The 17,291-nt window shown below is 52.6% G+C and carries 16 protein-coding genes; 4 read left to right on the top strand and 12 right to left on the bottom strand.

Translation table 11 applies throughout. The annotated features are described in order from the left end of the window. Positions 1 to 124: 124 nt before the first annotated feature. Together GM556_RS03400 and GM556_RS03395 are read left to right on the top strand one after the other, a co-directional pair. Positions 125 to 772 carry a TerC family protein gene (locus tag GM556_RS03400; RefSeq protein ID WP_196424766.1) on the top strand — a complete coding sequence of 216 codons (648 nt, stop codon included), beginning with the start codon at positions 125 to 127 and terminating at the stop codon, positions 770 to 772. Continuing rightward, positions 735 to 2,636 carry a lytic transglycosylase domain-containing protein gene (locus tag GM556_RS03395; RefSeq protein ID WP_155579248.1) on the top strand — a complete coding sequence of 634 codons (1,902 nt, stop codon included), beginning with the start codon at positions 735 to 737 and terminating at the stop codon, positions 2,634 to 2,636. The genes GM556_RS03400 and GM556_RS03395 overlap by 38 nt, the downstream gene beginning before the upstream one ends. Positions 2,637 to 2,702: 66 nt before the next feature. Here GM556_RS03395 and GM556_RS03390 read toward each other — a convergent pair whose 3' ends face one another. From GM556_RS03390 to GM556_RS03335, 12 genes are all read right to left on the bottom strand, one after another. Then, on the bottom strand, positions 2,703 to 3,020 hold the full coding sequence (locus tag GM556_RS03390) for a hypothetical protein (RefSeq protein ID WP_155573069.1): 318 nt from the start codon (positions 3,018 to 3,020) through the stop codon (positions 2,703 to 2,705). A 126-nt stretch (positions 3,021 to 3,146) separates the two neighbouring features. Further along, complete coding sequence (locus tag GM556_RS03385) at positions 3,147 to 3,611, bottom strand: type II toxin-antitoxin system RatA family toxin (protein WP_155573068.1); 465 nt, start codon at positions 3,609 to 3,611, stop codon at positions 3,147 to 3,149. After that, a complete protein-coding gene (lipA, locus tag GM556_RS03380; RefSeq protein ID WP_155579247.1) occupies positions 3,611 to 4,588 on the bottom strand; it encodes a lipoyl synthase in 978 nt (325 codons plus the stop codon). The genes GM556_RS03385 and lipA overlap by 1 nt, the downstream gene beginning before the upstream one ends. A gap of 2 nt (positions 4,589 to 4,590) precedes the next feature. Further along, the gene (lpdA, locus tag GM556_RS03375) at positions 4,591 to 5,997 is read right to left on the bottom strand and encodes a dihydrolipoyl dehydrogenase (RefSeq protein WP_155579246.1); all 1,407 of its coding nucleotides are present in this window, start codon (positions 5,995 to 5,997) and stop codon (positions 4,591 to 4,593) included. Positions 5,998 to 5,999: 2 nt separating this feature from the next. Then, positions 6,000 to 7,247: a pyruvate dehydrogenase complex dihydrolipoamide acetyltransferase gene (locus GM556_RS03370; RefSeq protein ID WP_155579245.1), complete on the bottom strand. Its 1,248-nt coding sequence runs from the start codon at positions 7,245 to 7,247 to the stop codon at positions 6,000 to 6,002. Positions 7,248 to 7,252: 5 nt separating this feature from the next. Then, positions 7,253 to 8,629: a pyruvate dehydrogenase complex E1 component subunit beta gene (locus tag GM556_RS03365; protein WP_099025979.1), complete on the bottom strand. Its 1,377-nt coding sequence runs from the start codon at positions 8,627 to 8,629 to the stop codon at positions 7,253 to 7,255. A 3-nt stretch (positions 8,630 to 8,632) separates the two neighbouring features. Further along, positions 8,633 to 9,637: a pyruvate dehydrogenase (acetyl-transferring) E1 component subunit alpha gene (gene pdhA, locus GM556_RS03360; RefSeq protein ID WP_155579244.1), complete on the bottom strand. Its 1,005-nt coding sequence runs from the start codon at positions 9,635 to 9,637 to the stop codon at positions 8,633 to 8,635. 112 nt (positions 9,638 to 9,749) lie between these two features. Then, entirely contained in the window at positions 9,750 to 10,712 is a 963-nt protein-coding gene (gene trpC, locus GM556_RS03355; protein ID WP_196424765.1) for an indole-3-glycerol phosphate synthase TrpC, read from the bottom strand. A 50-nt stretch (positions 10,713 to 10,762) separates the two neighbouring features. Further along, positions 10,763 to 11,836, bottom strand: coding sequence for an anthranilate phosphoribosyltransferase (gene trpD, locus GM556_RS03350; RefSeq protein ID WP_155579243.1), 1,074 nt, complete (start codon positions 11,834 to 11,836; stop codon positions 10,763 to 10,765). Beyond that, complete coding sequence (locus GM556_RS03345) at positions 11,836 to 12,435, bottom strand: aminodeoxychorismate/anthranilate synthase component II (RefSeq protein WP_155579242.1); 600 nt, start codon at positions 12,433 to 12,435, stop codon at positions 11,836 to 11,838. The genes trpD and GM556_RS03345 overlap by 1 nt, the downstream gene beginning before the upstream one ends. A 39-nt stretch (positions 12,436 to 12,474) precedes the next feature. Beyond that, positions 12,475 to 13,947 carry an anthranilate synthase component I family protein gene (locus tag GM556_RS03340; protein WP_370513576.1) on the bottom strand — a complete coding sequence of 491 codons (1,473 nt, stop codon included), beginning with the start codon at positions 13,945 to 13,947 and terminating at the stop codon, positions 12,475 to 12,477. Next, the gene (locus tag GM556_RS03335; RefSeq protein WP_155579241.1) at positions 13,947 to 15,911 is read right to left on the bottom strand and encodes a peptidylprolyl isomerase; all 1,965 of its coding nucleotides are present in this window, start codon (positions 15,909 to 15,911) and stop codon (positions 13,947 to 13,949) included. Before GM556_RS03335 ends, GM556_RS03340 begins: the two co-directional genes overlap by 1 nt. A 164-nt stretch (positions 15,912 to 16,075) precedes the next feature. Between GM556_RS03335 and tpiA the strand changes: the two genes are divergently transcribed. Then, positions 16,076 to 16,870, top strand: coding sequence for a triose-phosphate isomerase (tpiA, locus tag GM556_RS03330; protein ID WP_155579240.1), 795 nt, complete (start codon positions 16,076 to 16,078; stop codon positions 16,868 to 16,870). Between the two features lie 18 nt (positions 16,871 to 16,888). Then, entirely contained in the window at positions 16,889 to 17,272 is a 384-nt protein-coding gene (secG, locus tag GM556_RS03325; RefSeq protein ID WP_155579239.1) for a preprotein translocase subunit SecG, read from the top strand. The last annotated feature ends 19 nt before the right edge of the window (positions 17,273 to 17,291 follow it).

Genomic DNA, 17,291 nt, shown 5'->3' with positions numbered 1-17,291 from the left:
AAACCATGGCAGAAAAACACACACAGCACGGCTTAACCGCTCATCCACTCTCACATTAAAAAGATTTTTTATCTATAGATAGAAGATTAACAGCCCACCCTAGAGCTCAAGTGAACATATGACCATGGTGTCTCCTCTCTATTTCATCATGATGGTGTGCCTCACCATTATTCTGAATCTAGCATTGAGTGGCTATAATGTGGTGATTCTGCAAAATATTGTCGAGCATATCAGGCCGCCTCGGCTGGATATAGCACGCCAAACGCACCCCGATTTAGCCCAAAAACACCTCCGCTCATACCGCCGTACAGCTCTTATCTTCGGCTCCGCTTTGGCGGCATTTCTACGAATTGGCCTAACACTCATCCTAAGCGATATGCTCGTCTTCTCTTATACGAAGATTATCGCCGCTATTCTCCTTTTATGGACCAGTTGGATCTTATTCCGTACCCTTACCTCGCCTGATCCAGAAACCGAAAGCTCTCACTCAGCCAACTTAATAGAGGCGATTCCCAAAATCATTATGGCTGACCTCGCTTTGGGATTGGATAATATCTTAGCCGTTGCTTGCGTTTCCATTCATCACCACATCATTCTCATCAGCGGCCTTGTAATATCTATTCTAGCAATCACGATTGGCGTTATGATGGCTCCCGCGCAGTTGCTCCGTTTGCGCCGGTTAGAATGGGTAGGCTTAGTCATCATGCTTGTTCTAAGCATCCATCTTTTGATTCATGGCATTCGCGATGTTCCGCTTCCTCTTTTCTCGTAAATCAGGTCCTTTTTTAAGAGGGCTAACCCTACTTTATCTCGGCAGCATTGTTACAACAGCATGGGGGCAAACCCCCTCCCGTTTTGAAGAATGGCGCGCTCTAATCGCCTCAGACGGTACCAACTACCCTCCCACACGATATGCGGCTTTTCTAGCACAAAAACCAGATTGGCCCCTGCAAAAACGAATCGAAAGCCGTTATGAACGCGCCCTTCTTGCAGAGCCAGACCCAACGGTACGACAAACTCTTTGCCCTTCGCGCCCTATTCAACGTGCGGACCTCCTCGCTACCTGCGCGCCTTTTCTCCCTAACCTTGCCCAACAGGCGCGGCGTTTATGGCGGGAGCAGCCTATGGACGGGGAGCAAATGGCGTTATTCCTGCGACAATTTACTCCATATCTTACCCCTGAAGATGAAATCGCCCGTTACGAACTCTTAGAGCATACGGGGCCTATAAATACCGCTAAACAGCAAATAGAACGTACCCCAGAGCTATGGCACGCCCTCTTTTATGCCCGTCTGACAAACCGTTTTTCCACTTCCGATGCTGATGCGCTTTATCAAGCCAATGCTGCCAGCTCTGACCCTTCCCTTCTTTATTATCGCCTGAAATATTTACGCCTTCATGATCGGCTTGATGAAGCCACATCACTTTGGCTTACGAAGAAGCCCGGCACAGCAAGCAGCCCTCTCCTTCCCCCAAGCCCAGCAGATTGGCAAACTGAACGGGCTAATTTCGTCCGGGCCTTGCTGCGTACAGGGCGCGTAGAGGCTGCCTCTACTGGTTTTACCATTATGCAAGCCATACCGCCTCATCAACAAACACCAGAAACACGCTCCCTTATGGGCTATATCGCCTTTACCTTTTTACATAATCCACCCCAAGCGCATCCTTATTTTAAAGCTCTGGCCGAAGAAAATGACCTTAATAAACATGCTGAAGGGCTTTATTGGCTTGCCCGTACAGAGGAGAGCCTGCATCCACATACGGCATTAGAGGCTTATAAAAAGGCGAGCAATTATCCCACCACCTTTTACGGCCAACTTGCTTTAGCCCATATAACGCACACGCCTTTTTTATCCAGCTCACTCCGCAATGCGGATTTTTATGAAGCCTTACAAAGGCAGCTCCGCACGCTCCCTCCTACCCCAGCGGGACATAATCCCGCACGTGAGGATTTGCTACAAGCAAGCATAGACTTATGGCATGAAGGCGATGCTTTTAACGCTATGCTGATTTTAGCGTATCTTCAAGTCCATGAAGCCGATGATAAAGCAGCACAACTCGCCATTGCCCGCCTTGCTTTATCCCTCCCACTACCAAAAATCGCCATCCTCGCGACACGGCAACTTGCGCGGCTTGGGGTAGCCTTTTACCCCGGTGGCTATCCCTCACTCCCTCTCGCATCCTCCCCGGCTTTGCCTAATGGCTTACTCCCGGCCTTGGTCCGGCAAGAAAGCAGCATGGATGAAGCTGCCATAAGCCCGCGTCACGCCATTGGCCTAACCCAACTTCTCCTCCCCACGGCCCAGCAGATTATCCGACAACATCATCTCTCTTATAAACTAACCTCGGCACATGACCTCCAAGACCCGGAGACTAACCTCACAATCGGCAGTCTTTACCTAGAAGATATGCTGTCACGTTTTAATAATGTACTGCCTTACACATTAGCCGCCTATAATGCTGGCCCAACACGAGCCAAACGCTGGCAAGACGAGATGGAAAGCCCTATAACCCCAAGCGTTGATGATGAAGATATATTGCTCCGTTGGGTGTTGTTACTCCCTTATAAAGAAACGCGCCTGTATATCGAACATATTGAAGCCGATATGTCTCTTTATGCTTTAGCCCCACAATAACACCCATAAAAAAAGCGGCCCGATTGGGCCGCTTCTTCCACTATAATGTGTGCTTAACACTCATTATTAGTGCTTGGAGTTCGCATCCGAAACGCCTGTGTTAGCAGCAGGAGCCGGAGCAGCCTCTGGTGCGGAAGCAGCAGGAGCAGCAGGCCGTGCCTTATCCAGAGATGTGCTGTTCAGGTCATCAGTGGCTTGCGGAGCCTTGCCCTCATCCTTCTTCTGGCCATGCTTCATGCCGCATTTCTTGCCATGATGATGGTGACCAGCGTGATGAGCATGGTGAGCCGGTGCCGGAGCAGCAGCCTCATCAGCAGCGAAAGCCGGAGCAGCAGCAGCCGTCAGGCCGAGCAGAGCAATAGCGGAAAGAGATAGTTTCTTCATAAAATCCTCCTCAATCATCCTTTTCTTGTGATGACGGGAGCTATCCTAGAATGGATAAGCCTTTAGGACAATCATTCTTATCTAAAAGAATTATTACATAAAATTATTTATCCTATAAGCGAAGCCTTATGAGAGATGAGCCCCCGATACTATAGTGTGCGGTGGGCCATAAACCTTACTAGCGCGTGTGATAAAGGCCTTCACCATAAGGCGCACGCCTTCATTAAAAACCATTCCTATCGCATTGCGCAGCAAAAGGGAGCGGAACTCAAAATCGACAAAGAAATCAACACGGCAATGCTCTCCCTCAGGGGTGAAACGCCATATATTTTTGAGATGCTTAAAAGGCCCACGTTCATACCCTACTGTAATCTGATGAGGGCGGTCTAGCTGAACACGGCTTGTATAAGTCTCCCGGAAAGGGCCAAAGCCAATGGTCAAATCAGCTAATAATTCCTTCTCCGACCGAGAGCGCACAGCAGCCCGCACACACCAAGGGAGGAACTCAGGATATCTCTCTATATCCGCCACAAGGTCGAAGAGCTGCTCGCTAGAGTAAGGAATTAACCTTTGCTCGGCATGTGTTGGCATTAGCTCTCCCCTTTTAAACGGCGCGCACGGGCTTCGCGTAGCTCTGCAAAATCACGATCCGCATGATAAGAGGAGCGCGTGAGGGGGGATGCACTAACCTGCAAAAACCCCTTCGCCCGCGCCATGGCCCCATAGTCAGCGAATTGCTCTGGCGTGATAAAATCTTTAACCGCGGCATGTTTAACCGTAGGTTGCAAATATTGCCCTAATGTTAGGAAATCGACATCCGCAATACGAAAATCATCCATCACTTGCGCGACTTCCATCTTCTCCTCCCCCAAACCCAACATCATGCCGGATTTCGTAAAAAGAGATGGATCAAGCCGCTTAGCATCATCCAATAAGCGAATAGATTGATAATAACGCGCCCCCGGTCGAATCCCCGGATATAAACGCGGAACGGTCTCGATATTATGGTTAAACACATCCGGCCGTGCAGCAACAACAACCTCTAACGCACCCGGCTTACGCAGAAAATCCGGCGTTAAAATCTCAATCGTTGTTTCTGGCGCAAGAACACGAATCGCTTGGATGACATCAGCAAAATGTTGCGCTCCCCCATCGGGCAAATCATCACGATCCACCGATGTAATAACGACATGCTTGAGCGCCAACTTCGCCACAGCTTCCGCGACATGAGCCGGCTCGTCTGGGTCCAATTTATGCGGGAGACCTGTCGTGACATTGCAAAACGCACAAGCGCGCGTGCAAATCTCCCCCATAATCATCATAGTCGCATGGCGTTGGGACCAACATTCCCCAATATTGGGGCATGCAGCCTCCTCACATACTGTCGTCAGGCCATGTTTCCGCATGAGGCCGCGCGTCTCATCATAGACCGGATTGCTCCCCGGAGCCCGCACCCGAATCCATGAAGGTTTCTTCTGGATAGGGTTATCGGGCCGGTGCGCCTTCTCTGGATGACGCAAAGCGGCCATCCGGTCTTTTTGATGATTAATGACGATGCGCTGAGCCATTCCTAAATATGCAGCGCACCCTCATAAGCGGCGAGGACAGCCTCATGCATTGTCTCAGAAATGGTTGGATGGGGGAACACCGTCTCCATCAACTCGGCATCAGTCAACTCACCCGTTCGGGCGATGACATAGCCCTGAATCATCTCCGTGACCTCAGCCCCAATCATATGGGCCCCTAGCAATTCGCCCGTTTCAGCATCAAAAACCGTTTTGGTCATGCCGTCAGGCTCACCCATAGCAACGGCTTTCCCATTCGCTAAGAAGGGGAACCGCCCCACGCGGACCTTATAACCTTCGGCTTTTGCCTTCTCCTCACTAAGCCCCACAGAAGCCACCTGCGGGCGTGCATAAATACAGCCGGGGATGTTGCGAATATGGAGCGGCTCTGGGGAGCGACCGCTGATTTTCTCCACGCAAATCACCCCTTCATGGCTTGCTTTATGAGCAAGCCACGGTGGAGCCGCCACATCACCAATGGCATAAATGCCCGGCTCTGCCGTGCGGCAGAACTCATCTGTTTGAATATGGGAGCGATCAACCTTCACCTTGGTGCCTTCAAGGCCAAGCTCCTCCACATTCCCCACGATACCGACCGCGCAGATTACACGGTCCACCGTAAGGTCCACCTTGCCTTTCGCTGTCTCAATAGTGGTGGAGACCTCATTAGCCCCCTTCTTCAGCGGGCCAACCTTTGCCCCTGTATGGATGGTCATACCCCGCTTCTCAAACGCTTTATGCGCTTGTGCGCTAATCTCGGCATCTTCGGTCATGAGGATACGCTCTGCGACCTCGGCAATCGTGACCTCACAGCCCAAATCCCGATAGAAGGACGCAAACTCAATCCCAATCGCCCCAGAGCCAATAACCAAGAGACGCTTTGGCAGACTATCCGGCGTCATCGCCTCACGCGCCCCCCAAATGAGCTTGCCGTCTGTCTCCAACCCCGGTAGCTGCCGCCCCCGCGCACCAGTTGCCAAAATGACATGCGGGGCACGAATCTGGCCAGTCTCTTTACCATTTTTTGTAATAGAGACTTTATGCGCCTCACCCTCACGGCCTGCTAATTTAGCGTGGCCATCAAAGGTTTTAACTTTCGCCTTCTTTAAGAGATGAGCCACACCTTTACCCATTCCCTCCGCTACTGAGCGAGAGCGTTTTACAATCGCCTCTAGGTCGAAGGAAGGATTACTGGCCGAAAGCCCATATTTCTTCAAGTGCCCTAGGCTGTGGTAAACCTCCGCAGAGCGCAACAGAGCTTTGGTAGGGATGCACCCCCAATTAAGGCAGACGCCCCCCATATGGGTACTTTCCACCAAAGCGACATTCATCCCAAGCTGACTAGCCCGCAAAGCCGCCACATAGCCACCCGGACCGCCGCCGACCACAATAAGATCAAAAAGGTCAGACATGATCACAGCACCAGTGAATAAGGGTTTTGAATAAGGTCACGCAATTTATTAAGCCATTGCGCACCAAGGGCACCATCGACCGCACGATGATCCACCGAGAGAGTAGCCGTCATCACCGTTGCAACAGCAAGCTCACCATCGCGTATCACAGCGCGTTTCTCACCCGATGCCACAGCCAAGATAGCCGCCTGCGGTGGATTGATAATCGCAGCGAAATCTTTCACCCCGAACATCCCCATATTGGAGATAGAAAATGTCCCGCCTTGGTAATCCTCTGGGGAAAGTTTACCCTCCCGCGCACGGGTCGCAAGGCTGCGGGCCTCTTGGCTAATCTCCTTCAAGCTCTTGCGATCAGCTTGGCGGATAACCGGTGTCACCAATCCATCCGGCACGGAAACCGCCATAGAAATATCCACATCCTCAAAATGCAGCATCTCGGTTTCGGTGAACTGGACGTTCAGGCCCGGCTGTTGCTTCAACGCCAAAGCCACGGCCTTAATCATCATGTCATTGACAGAGATTTTGCAGCCTTCAGCTTCAAGAGCTTTATTAAGGCGACTGCGTAGGGCCAAGAGCGCATCAAGCTCAATATCCACCGAGACGTAAAAATGCGGCACTTGTGTTTTAGATTCCGTCAAGCGGCGGGCGATAACCTTCCGCATACCGGAGTGTTTTACACGCTCAACAGAGCCCGCTGCTGAGGCCGCTGTGGCAGATGGTGCAGTGGTACTAGATGTCTGCCCTTTTGCTTTCTCCACATCGCGGCGCAGAATACGGCCATTCGGCCCTGTCCCGGTGAGGCTGGCAATATCAACACCATTTTCTTTCGCAATACGGCGGGCCAAGGGGGAGATGAAAATCCGCTCCCCTTTATCCGCTTTCTGCGTTGATGTTTGTTGAGCCGGGTCAAAAGAAGAAATCACCACTGGCTCGGGCTTTTCAGCTTGTGCAGGGGCTTCAGCCTTCGCCGCAGTAGGTGCGGTTTCAGGAGCCTCAGGGACAGCTTCTCCCTCCTCCACAAGGATGGCGATGGGCGTCTTTACTGCCACATGCTCCGTCCCCTCTGGGATGAGGATTTTACCAAGAATCCCCTCATCCACAGCTTCGACTTCCATCGTGGCTTTATCAGTCTCAATCTCGGCAATAACATCACCGGACTGAACGGCATCGCCTTCCTTTTTTACCCACCGGGCCAGCGTCCCTTCTGTCATAGTCGGAGACAGAGCAGGCATTAAGATATTGGTTGCCATTGGTTTTAGTCTCCCAACTGCTTACGCACAGCCTCAACAATCCACTCAGGCTTAGGCAGGGCCAGTTTCTCTAAATTCGCAGCATAAGGCAAAGGAATATCCAACCCGCATACACGCGCTGGCGGGGCGTCTAGCCAATCAAATGCTTGCTCCACCGCGATGGTGCAAATCTCGGAGCCAATACCCGCTACAGGCCAGCCTTCCTCAACCGAGACAATCCGGTTGGTTTTCTTCACGCTCTTGATGATCGTTTCCGTATCAAGCGGACGGAGCGAACGAAGGTTAATCACCTCAGCCTCAATGCCTTGTGCAGCAAGCTGCTCTGCGGCCTCTAGCGCAACACCCACCATGATGGAGAACGCCACCAAGGTGACATCCTTCCCTTCGCGCTCGATTTTAGCCTTACCGATGGGCAGAACAAAATCCTCATCCACCGGGCAAGGGAACTTCTTGCCATAGAGAATCTCATTCTCCAGCACCACGACAGGGTTCGGGTCCCGAATAGCAGCACGAAGCAGCCCCTTCGCATCCGCCGCAGACCATGGCGCGACAACTTTAAGGCCGGGAATATGCGCGTACCAACTGCCAAAACATTGGGAATGTTGCGCCCCTACACGCGCCGCTGCCCCATTCGGCCCACGGAAAACAATCGGGCACGACATTTGCCCACCGGACATATAACGCGTTTTCGCTGCAGAGTTGATAATGTGGTCCACCGCTTGGAGGGAGAAGTTCATCGTCATGAACTCAACAATCGGCTTCACACCAGAGAGAGCCGCCCCGACAGCCATACCGGTAAAGCCATGCTCGGTAATGGGCATGTCCATAACACGCTTCTCACCGAACTCATCTAACAAGCCCTGACTAACCTTGTAAGCCCCTTGATATTGGGCGACTTCCTCACCTAGCAAAAAGACATCCTCATCACGGCGCATCTCCGCAGCCATCGCATCACGCAAAGCCTCGCGCACTGTAATGTCTGCTGTCTCACCCCATTCAGGCTCGACAAGCTCAGCAGTAGAGCGTTGAGCAGGGCCTTGCGGAGCAGATGCCGCCGCGTTGGGGACAATCTTCTCTACCTTGGGTGTGGGTTTGGCTTTTGAACCAAGGTCCAGCCCGTCCGCTGCGGAGGCATCCTCGCCTTCTTCCAACAGAACGGCAATAGGCGTGTTTACCGCCACATGCTCTGTACCTTCATCGATGAGAATACGGCCTAGCACGCCATCCTCGGCAGCTTCCATCTCCATCGTGGCTTTGTCAGTCTCGATCTCTGCGATAACCTCGCCAGAGCGAACAGCATCACCTTCTTTTTTAACCCAACGGGCCAGAGTCCCTTCCTCCATTGTAGGGGAAAGAGCGGGCATAAGAATTGGAGAGGCCATGGCTTATTCTCCCACCAGAACATCAGTCCACAGCTCGGAAGCATCCGGCTCTGGGCTTGTTTCGGCAAATTCGGCTGCGTCCTTTACAACGGCCTTCACGTCGTGATCCACAGTTTTGAAGAACGATTCATCAACTCCCTGTTTAATCATCTCCGCCTTTAACGATTCAATCGGGTCACGCGTTTGGCGCATCTCATCCACCTCCGAACGCTGGCGATATTTCGCCGGGTCAGACATGGAGTGCCCACGGTAACGATATGTTTCCATCTCTAACAAGAAAGGCCCTTTGCCAGAGCGACAATGCTCCATGGCCTCTTTTGCTGCTTGATAAACAGCAGCGACATCCATCCCATCTACTTTGCGTGATGGAATCCCCCACGGGGTAGCATTCTTTGAGAGGTCCTTAGAGGCAGAGGCACGCTCGATCGATGTCCCCATGCCGTAACGGTTATTCTCAATCACATAAAGGCACGGCAATTTATGCAGAGCGGCAAGGTTGAAACTCTCATAAACCTGCCCTTGGTTGGAGGCACCCTCCCCAAAATACACAATGGAGATAGCCCCGTCCTTTTTATACGCGCTGGTAAGGGCAAGGCCTGTCCCTAACGCCACTTGCGCGCCAACGATGCCGTGCCCCCCATAGAACTCTTGCTCCTTAGAGAACATATGCATAGAGCCGCCCTTCCCGTGGGAATACCCACCAGAACGACCCGTAAGCTCGGCCATCACGCCACGCGCTGTCATCCCAGCAACAAGCATCTGCCCATGATCGCGATAAGAGGTAATGGAACGATCACCCTTCTTCATCGCAAGGCCAATCCCTGCGACAACGGCCTCTTGACCGATATAGAGATGGCAGAACCCGCCAATCAGCCCCATACCGTATAATTGACCGGCTTTCTCCTCAAAACGGCGTACAAGGAGCATCTCCCTATAAGCACGTTCCATTTCCTCCTTCGATAGCACCGGGCCATTCTGGCGGTTCGGCGCATCCGTCATAGAACCCATGACACTCTCCCAGGATTGCAATTTTACAATGGAGCGGAGTTGTAACAACACTCCTCCCCAAATACCAGCATTTCACACATTAACGCGGCGTTTTATACCAACACAGTACTCTTTAGAAACCTAATAGTCGGCGCGCTGCGAGGCCGGGGTCTTCCTCCCGCAATAATGATTCACCTACGAGAACAGCACTACATCCAGCTTCACCAACCTTTGCCAAATCCTCCGATGTCGCAATCCCACTCTCTGAGACAACGAGACGATCAGGCGGCACTTGCGGGGCAAGGTCTAATGTTGTTTGGATGTCCGTCTTTAATGTCTTCAAGTTACGGTTATTAATACCAATGAGGAAGCTATCATAAGCAAGAGCCTTATTAAGCTCCTCCTCATTATGGACCTCCAACAATACATCCATATCCAGCCCTCGCGCGAGAGCGATAAGCTCGGCTGTTTGTTCTTCCTTCAAAATAGCCATAATCAAAAGGATGCAATCTGCCCCAATCAAACGGCTCTCATGCACCTGCCACGGCTCTAAAATGAAGTCCTTCCGCAAAATCGGTAGGCTACAGACTTCACGGACGGCTTTTAAATCTTCCACACTCCCATGGAAGCATGACCCTTCCGTCAGAACAGAAATACAGCTTGCCCCTGCCCGCTGATACGATAAAGCAATTTGAGCAGGGTCATAATCGGGCCGCAAAATACCTGCAGAGGGGGACGCCCGCTTCACCTCAGCAATCAACCCAACGCGCTTATCTGCCGTAATATGCTGCAAAGCCTGCCCAAAACCACGGGTCGGCATGGAGACCTCTTTTGCCTTCGCGGCAATCTCCTTGAGGGGCAACACCTGCATCCGTTGTTCGACATCAAGGCGAGTCCGCGCGCAAATACGTTCCAACACACTGGCCCCGTTATCCGCAGCGGCACTATCCCCTCCGTCTACAGAGGGTGGAGTAGCATCTTCCGATTTAGCGGCCTCTGCTACATCACCCCCAGCTGGGGACTCAGATATTGGCGATTGTCCTGCATCATCAGCAGGAGCAAAAGCAGCCATCGACCGCTGTGGCAAGAAAATCATGATCGTCCTGAATCTTTACCTTAAAACAAATCACGAACGGTTTTACACGTTCAACTCTGTGCCCTTACACCCCTTTGGGCGCGGATTAAAGCCTCCTGTGCGTCTCCTTCATCCAAAGAGTGCGCCGCTTGAGCAATGTTGCGCCGCAATGCGGGGACGGAAAGCGCACCATTCTCTAACAAATTACCACGCCCTGCGACATGTAGGCCTATCGCGGCATTTAACAAAACGGTGTCCCGATAACAGCCTTTTTCTCCGGCAAATAAACGCTTCATCGCCTGCGCATTTGCCTGTGCGTCCCCGCCTTTTAGGGCCGCAATCTCATAACAGGGTAAGCCTGCCATCTCGGGCGTGATATCAAAAGAGAATATCTGACCAGCCTCCCACACCTCATTATGCGTGGGACCTGCTAAAGTGAGCTCATCAATGCCACCTTCATCCGTATGGCCATGCACCACCCAAATAGACGTACCGCCCAACTCCCCCAAAACCTGCGCAACAGGCTGGCACCACGTTTCATCAAACACGCCAACCAACTGTCGCCGCACCCGCGCAGGATTACAAAGCGGGCCGAGCAAATTAAATAACGTCCTAAACCCCAAACCTTTCCGCACTGGGGTAGCAATCCGCATCGCCGGATGGTGATAAGGTGCTGCAAGGAATGCAAGACCATCCTCCCGCAGACGCGTCTCCTGCACAACGTGACTAGCCTCAGCAGGGATGCCCAATGCTTCCAACACATCAGTTGCCCCTGCACGGGAGGATAAGGCACGCCCCCCATGTTTCGCCACAGGCACACCAAGCCCCGCCAAAACAAAGGCTGTCGCGGTGGAGACATTCAACGTCCCCAGCCCATCGCCCCCCGTCCCGCATACATCTACGGTATCGTCAGGAACATCCTTTAAAGCTTGCATCGCACGACGCACAGCGCGTACCGCACCAGAAAGCTCGGCAGACGTCTCCCCGCGCATGTAAAGAGCGGTCAAGAACGCAGAAAGCTCAATCTCCGAGACATGCTCCCCCATAATGAGCGTAAAGGCAGCTTCGGCCTCCTCAGCACTCAAGGCTTGACCTAAAACAACCTTACTCAAAAACGGTGTGAAAGGCGTCCCCTGCCGTGCCATTAACTCACCGCACCTTTATGGGGTGGTAGGACATGAGCAAGACGCAAGAAATTCGCAAGCAATTCCCGCCCGGAATGAGAGGCAATACTCTCTGGGTGAAACTGTACGCCATGGATAGGATAATCCCGATGCCGCACCCCCATCACCACACCATCTTCTGTCCGCGCATTAACGATAAGCGAATCGGGAATAGTCGCCGGGTCTAGCGTTAGGCTATGATAGCGCACCATATCCACCGGATTAGGCAACCCTGCAAAAACCCCACTTCCATCATGATGAATGGCGTTAATCTTGCCATGCATTGGCACATCTGCCCGCACAACATCTGCCCCAAAGACCTGCCCTATCGCCTGATGCCCAAGACAAACCCCCAAAACAGGCACCTTGCCCGCTGCTTTTTCGATCAACGCGCAGCAAATCCCCGCTTCATCAGGTGAGCAAGGACCGGGGGATAGCACAATCGCAGAAGGCTCCATCGCCAAAGCATGCTCTACAGTGAGGGCATCATTCCGCTTCACCGCACATTCCACCCCTAACGCCCCAAAATGATGGACCAGATTGAAGGTGAAGCTATCATAATTATCAATCAACAAAATCATCTGATTGTCTCCTCAATCGCAGCACATTTTGCTGTTATCTCAGATGAGGTGTCGCGCGGCATTTTTCATCCCCCTCGGGGCAGAATGCTTTTGCTGCCCTACATGCACCGCTTGCTCAATCGCTGCTTCTGCTGCGCTAAAGAGCGCACGTGCCTTCGCTCTCGTCTCTTGATACTCCGCCTCGGGGTTGGATTCAGCCACGACACCACAACCGGCCTGTACATACATATGCCCGTCTTTCAGCAAGGCCATACGCAAGCCGATGCAGGTATCCATGTCCCCATCCGCACCAAAATAACCAACACACCCAGCATAGGGGCCACGCCGTGTTGGCTCTAGCTCATCAATAATCTCCATAGTGCGAATCTTTGGGGCCCCTGTGAGCGTCCCCGCTGGGAAAGCTGCCGAGAGGGCCTCCAACGCACCGCATTCCGCTTTTACCTTCCCCGTCACGGTGGAGGAAATATGCATGACATGGCTATAACGCTCCACCACAAAGCGTTCTGGCACCTCTACCGTGCCAAGCTGTGCTACGCGGCCAACGTCATTACGCCCTAGGTCAATCAGCATAAGATGCTCGGCAAGCTCCTTGCCATCGGCAAGAAGTTCTTTCTCCAAAGCAAGGTCATGCGCACGGTCCCGCCCACGCGGGCGCGTACCTGCCAGAGGACGCACCGTGACGACCCCTTGGCGCATCCGCACCAAAATCTCTGGCGAGGACCCAACAAGCGTAAAGCCCCCAAGATCCATCAAGAATAAGAATGGTGCGGGGTTAATCCGCCGTAAGCTGCGATATAATGACAAACCGGAAAGGGGAAAGGGCGTTGTAAAACGCTGGCTTGGCACAATTTGGAAGGCATCACCCGCCGCAATATAATCCTGCGCTTTTTTGACATTCTGCAAAAAAGCTTCATGCGTGATGTTGGAGACAGGCTCCGCCAGTGTCGTCCCTTCAGGGAGGGATTCGGCAGGGTCTGCCACGGGTTGACGTAAAGCCTCCACTGCTTTGGCTAGCAAAGCCTCGCCATCTTGCTCTGTCGTCCCCTCACGCAGCGGTGTGGCTAAAATCAACTCATCCCGCACTGTATCAAATACAGCAAAAAGCCGCGGACGAATCATCACCCCTTCGGGGAGGCTCAGGTCATTAGGCGGGGGATTAGGTAAATCCTCCATCTGCCGAACCATATCATAACCCAACACCCCAAAGACGCCGCCAATCATCGGCGGCAAGCCTTCTGGCAAGGGCATCCGGCTTTCATCCAACAAAGCTTTAAGCGAGGTCAGGGGGGCTACTGCCTCCGGCTTGCCATCCCGAAAAGCCTGCCCATCTTGGCACCGCCACACTGTGTCAGGCAGCAAAGCGATGATGGAATAACGCCCCCGCGCGGCCCCACCTTCTACACTCTCAAAAAAGAGACGGTAAGGATCATCAGCGAGGCGAGATAAACGCAGGAATACAGAGAGCGGAGTAAGAAGGTCTGCCGCTTCTACCCTATGAAGAATCTTACACACTACTGCCCAAACCTTCCTGAAACACTGCTGAAGACCCGATTATTAATGTCATCAAACAAAGCGGCATTAAAGTGCCGCGGCGGGGCGGAGCGCGTATAAGACATGCCTAATGTCTCACGCACATCACTCCGATATGCTTCCGCCAGTTGGCTCGTGATATTCTGGCGCAATGTAGTTGTGAAACTCGGCGATTCCTCATAGCTGCCCGTCACATTCACCAACCAATAGCCATCCCCCTCTTGGAGCATAACGGTCTCACCCTCTTTCTGCTCCATAGCGGCACGAAGAATAAGAGCAGGAACATCCTGACGTTGCTGAAGACGCGGGAAATGCTCATCCTTTTGCAGAAGGGACGCCTCACCTTGCCCATCCACTGCACGGCGCAAGCCATCAGTTTTAGCATGCTGATACAGGCTGGTTGCGCGTTGCTCCATCGCATGTTTACGCGCATCATCAAGCCATGCCTCTTTAACCTTATCGCCCATTTCCTCATAGCTGCCTTGGTGGGCTGGTACGATATTATCCACCAAGACCGCAAAAGCACTCCCATCAGGCTGGGTAACAATATGAGGAGGTTCATCTTTCTTTTGGCTAAAGACCTGCTGCAACAACGCCTCACGCAAAGCAGCATCACCCGGCAGAGGAGCCGGCTCCCCGCTAGGGATATTGCCTCTCTCATCCATTGTGCCTGCCAAAGGAAATGCCCCAATATCTGCGGGAATCTGCTCTAATGTGGCAGATTTTGCCACTTCCTCCTCCAAGATCCGCACACGCTCTTGAAGCAGCGGAATGGCACGGGCATTAGCGATATCCTCCCTTAAACCTTCTTTCATATCAGCAAGATTGGCATGATGTGCAGGTTTTACAGAGATAACATGCACTACACTCCATCCGGCTGCCGTCTGAATAGGATCAGAAACCGCCCCCGCCTCTGTAGCAAAAACGGCTTTACCTAATGTTGGGTCTGGGAAGTCTGCTATCCGAGCGTCATTCAAGGAGGCAGGAATCGCACTCGGATGCTGTTTTTGCAACGCATCCCACGTCGCTCCCTTCTTCCACGCTGTCGCAATTTGCAAAGCAAGAGCTTTGTCTGTTACAGCGAGAACCTCCACCGTTCGTAGCTCTGGCGTATTATAACGCGCAGCTTGGGCAGGGTCTGTCATCTTCTGCGCAAAGGCAGCTTTCAAGTCATCATCTGAAACGCTAATGGTCTTCGCCACACTGCCTGCTGTTATCACAACTAGGCGTGCATGCCTGTATTCCGGCACACGAAATTGCCAGAGATGATTCTGATAATACCGCTTTAATTGCTCAGCTGTCGGCTGGGTTGCAACCTCTCCCAAGGAGAAAGGCAGGCGAATCATATCCACCACACGCCCATGGCTGAAAAAATTCACCATCCAATCAACTTGTGCATTCGGGGCGACCAACCCCTGACCAAAACTATACATCGTTGCGGCGGCATAAAGCATGCTCCGCGTCTCATTTACCAAACTCTGATGGTCGAGCTGATTGCCCTTCAGCACAGCTTCCATCTTCTGCGGGTCAAACTTGCCTGTTGGATCCTGAAAGATCGGCATAGAGAATACTGCAGAGCGAATCGTATCATCGCTAGGATTAAGGCCATTACGCCGCCCAGCAACCTCACCTTCTTGCGTCAAGATAAGGCTACGCAACGCTGTATGACCAAGCTCCCCCCGCGCTTGCGGAGCTTTAAGAATCTCTGGAGAGCCACCATTCTGCTGAATGGCATAAGCGATTTGCCGTTGTATTGCCTGCTGCATCTCAATGGGTGTGACTTTGTGGGAGCCAATCTGCACCACAACATCCCCACTGAGGCCGATACCTCCCCCATCAATACTGAAGAAAGTACCCCCCAAAACAATAAAGGAGGCAAAGACTAACAAGGCAATGACCCGACCCAACCAAGAGTCAACCAGGAAATGACGCAGAGCAGTAATCATCGAAAGCGCGTATCACTTATCTAATGGTGGAATGGCGTTAAGCGGAAAAACCCGCTAAGCTACCCTAGCATAGAGATGCTGAGACAAATTGACCAGCGCGCCATGGCTATCATTTGCATGATAACGCGATGAAGTACGCCATAGCGAAACCGGGGGAGAGCAGAATGACCACTGTACCCAAATTCGTCATTGGGAACTGGAAGATGCAGGCCCGCCACGAATATGGCCTAGAGCTTGCACGCGGAGTTGCTCAAGGATTAAGGGACAATCCTCCGCCTAGCCACCTCCACACCATCCTATGCCCACCCTTTACTCAACTAGCTGGGGTTCATAGCGAGCTTGATGAAATTGGCCTACCAAATGAGCAGCTCGCTTTAGGGGCGCAAGATTGTTATCCAGCAGCATCAGGGCCTTTTACGGGGGATATTTCCCCGCAGATGATCAAAGCTCTAGGGGCTAGCTATGTCATCCTTGGCCATTCTGAACGCCGCCAGAATCATGGTGAAACAGATGCCGTGATTCGCCAGAAGGTCAAAGCCGCTACGGCTGCGGGCGTGACCCCGATTGTCTGTATTGGCGAGCACCTTGCCGAACGTAATGAGGGCCGTGCGGCAAGTGTCCTTGCCAGCCAAATTGAAGGCTCTCTTACAAGAGGCTTCCGCGGAATCGTTGCTTATGAGCCTGTTTGGGCCATTGGTAGTGGGATTACCCCTTCCCATGAGGAACTCCAAAGGAAGCTAACTCTCATTCGTGCTTTATTGCCTATGCGCTTGATGACAGATGACATTCGCGTCCCGGTCCTGTATGGCGGGTCCGTAACATCTGTACAGGCCCCTTCCATTATGTCTATCGAAGCCGTAGATGGAGTGCTTGTTGGCAGTGCTAGTTTGGAGGCGCAGAGCTTCTTAGATATTATCACCGCTGCGGCTGAGGCCACGACGCCTCAACTGACTTCGTAACTTTTGGACCCTGATTGAATGACCACATTATTGCTTATCCTCACTGTTCTGGTTGCCCTAGCCCTTATCGGCGTTATCCTGATTCAGCGTAGCGAAGGCGGTGGTCTTGGCGTTGGCAATAGTCAGGGTCTTGGCTCTTTTATGTCTGGGCGTGGCACGGCTACTTTGCTCACCCGTAGTACGGCGGTGCTAGCTGCCCTGTTTATGATTCTCTGCTTAGTCCTTGCCATCTTGAATCGCGGAGCCTCCTCTGGTGCGAGCAATGGGCGTGATATTCTCGCTCATCCGCCTGTATCCCAACCAGCTGCACAAACTGCACCGCAAGCAGCGGCCCCGCAGGCTCCTACTGCTCCCGCACAGACGCAGGGACAGACACAAAATGAGCCAACACCTGCTCATTAATTTTAGGGCACTAATTTTA

The sequence above is a fragment of the Bombella sp. ESL0378 genome, assembly GCF_009725845.1.
In the GTDB taxonomy this organism is placed as follows: Bacteria; Pseudomonadota; Alphaproteobacteria; order Acetobacterales; family Acetobacteraceae; genus Bombella; species Bombella pollinis.
The sequence above is the reverse complement of the archived record's forward strand: the minus strand, read 5'-3'. Positions and strand labels throughout refer to the sequence as shown.

What these genes read in the sequence shown, in the direction of transcription:
- GM556_RS03400 (WP_196424766.1), top strand. Translation starts at nt 125, where the DNA reads ATGGTGTCTCCTCTCTATTTCATCATGATGGTGTGCCTCACCATTATT.
- GM556_RS03395 (WP_155579248.1), top strand. Translation starts at nt 735, where the DNA reads ATGGCATTCGCGATGTTCCGCTTCCTCTTTTCTCGTAAATCAGGTCCT.
- GM556_RS03390 (WP_155573069.1), bottom strand. Translation starts at nt 3,020, where the DNA reads ATGAAGAAACTATCTCTTTCCGCTATTGCTCTGCTCGGCCTGACGGCT.
- GM556_RS03385 (WP_155573068.1), bottom strand. Translation starts at nt 3,611, where the DNA reads ATGCCAACACATGCCGAGCAAAGGTTAATTCCTTACTCTAGCGAGCAG.
- lipA (WP_155579247.1), bottom strand. Translation starts at nt 4,588, where the DNA reads ATGGCTCAGCGCATCGTCATTAATCATCAAAAAGACCGGATGGCCGCT.
- lpdA (WP_155579246.1), bottom strand. Translation starts at nt 5,997, where the DNA reads ATGTCTGACCTTTTTGATCTTATTGTGGTCGGCGGCGGTCCGGGTGGC.
- GM556_RS03370 (WP_155579245.1), bottom strand. Translation starts at nt 7,247, where the DNA reads ATGGCAACCAATATCTTAATGCCTGCTCTGTCTCCGACTATGACAGAA.
- GM556_RS03365 (WP_099025979.1), bottom strand. Translation starts at nt 8,629, where the DNA reads ATGGCCTCTCCAATTCTTATGCCCGCTCTTTCCCCTACAATGGAGGAA.
- pdhA (WP_155579244.1), bottom strand. Translation starts at nt 9,637, where the DNA reads ATGGGTTCTATGACGGATGCGCCGAACCGCCAGAATGGCCCGGTGCTA.
- trpC (WP_196424765.1), bottom strand. Translation starts at nt 10,712, where the DNA reads ATGATTTTCTTGCCACAGCGGTCGATGGCTGCTTTTGCTCCTGCTGAT.
- trpD (WP_155579243.1), bottom strand. Translation starts at nt 11,836, where the DNA reads ATGGCACGGCAGGGGACGCCTTTCACACCGTTTTTGAGTAAGGTTGTT.
- GM556_RS03345 (WP_155579242.1), bottom strand. Translation starts at nt 12,435, where the DNA reads ATGATTTTGTTGATTGATAATTATGATAGCTTCACCTTCAATCTGGTC.
- GM556_RS03335 (WP_155579241.1), bottom strand. Translation starts at nt 15,911, where the DNA reads ATGATTACTGCTCTGCGTCATTTCCTGGTTGACTCTTGGTTGGGTCGG.
- tpiA (WP_155579240.1), top strand. Translation starts at nt 16,076, where the DNA reads ATGACCACTGTACCCAAATTCGTCATTGGGAACTGGAAGATGCAGGCC.
- secG (WP_155579239.1), top strand. Translation starts at nt 16,889, where the DNA reads ATGACCACATTATTGCTTATCCTCACTGTTCTGGTTGCCCTAGCCCTT.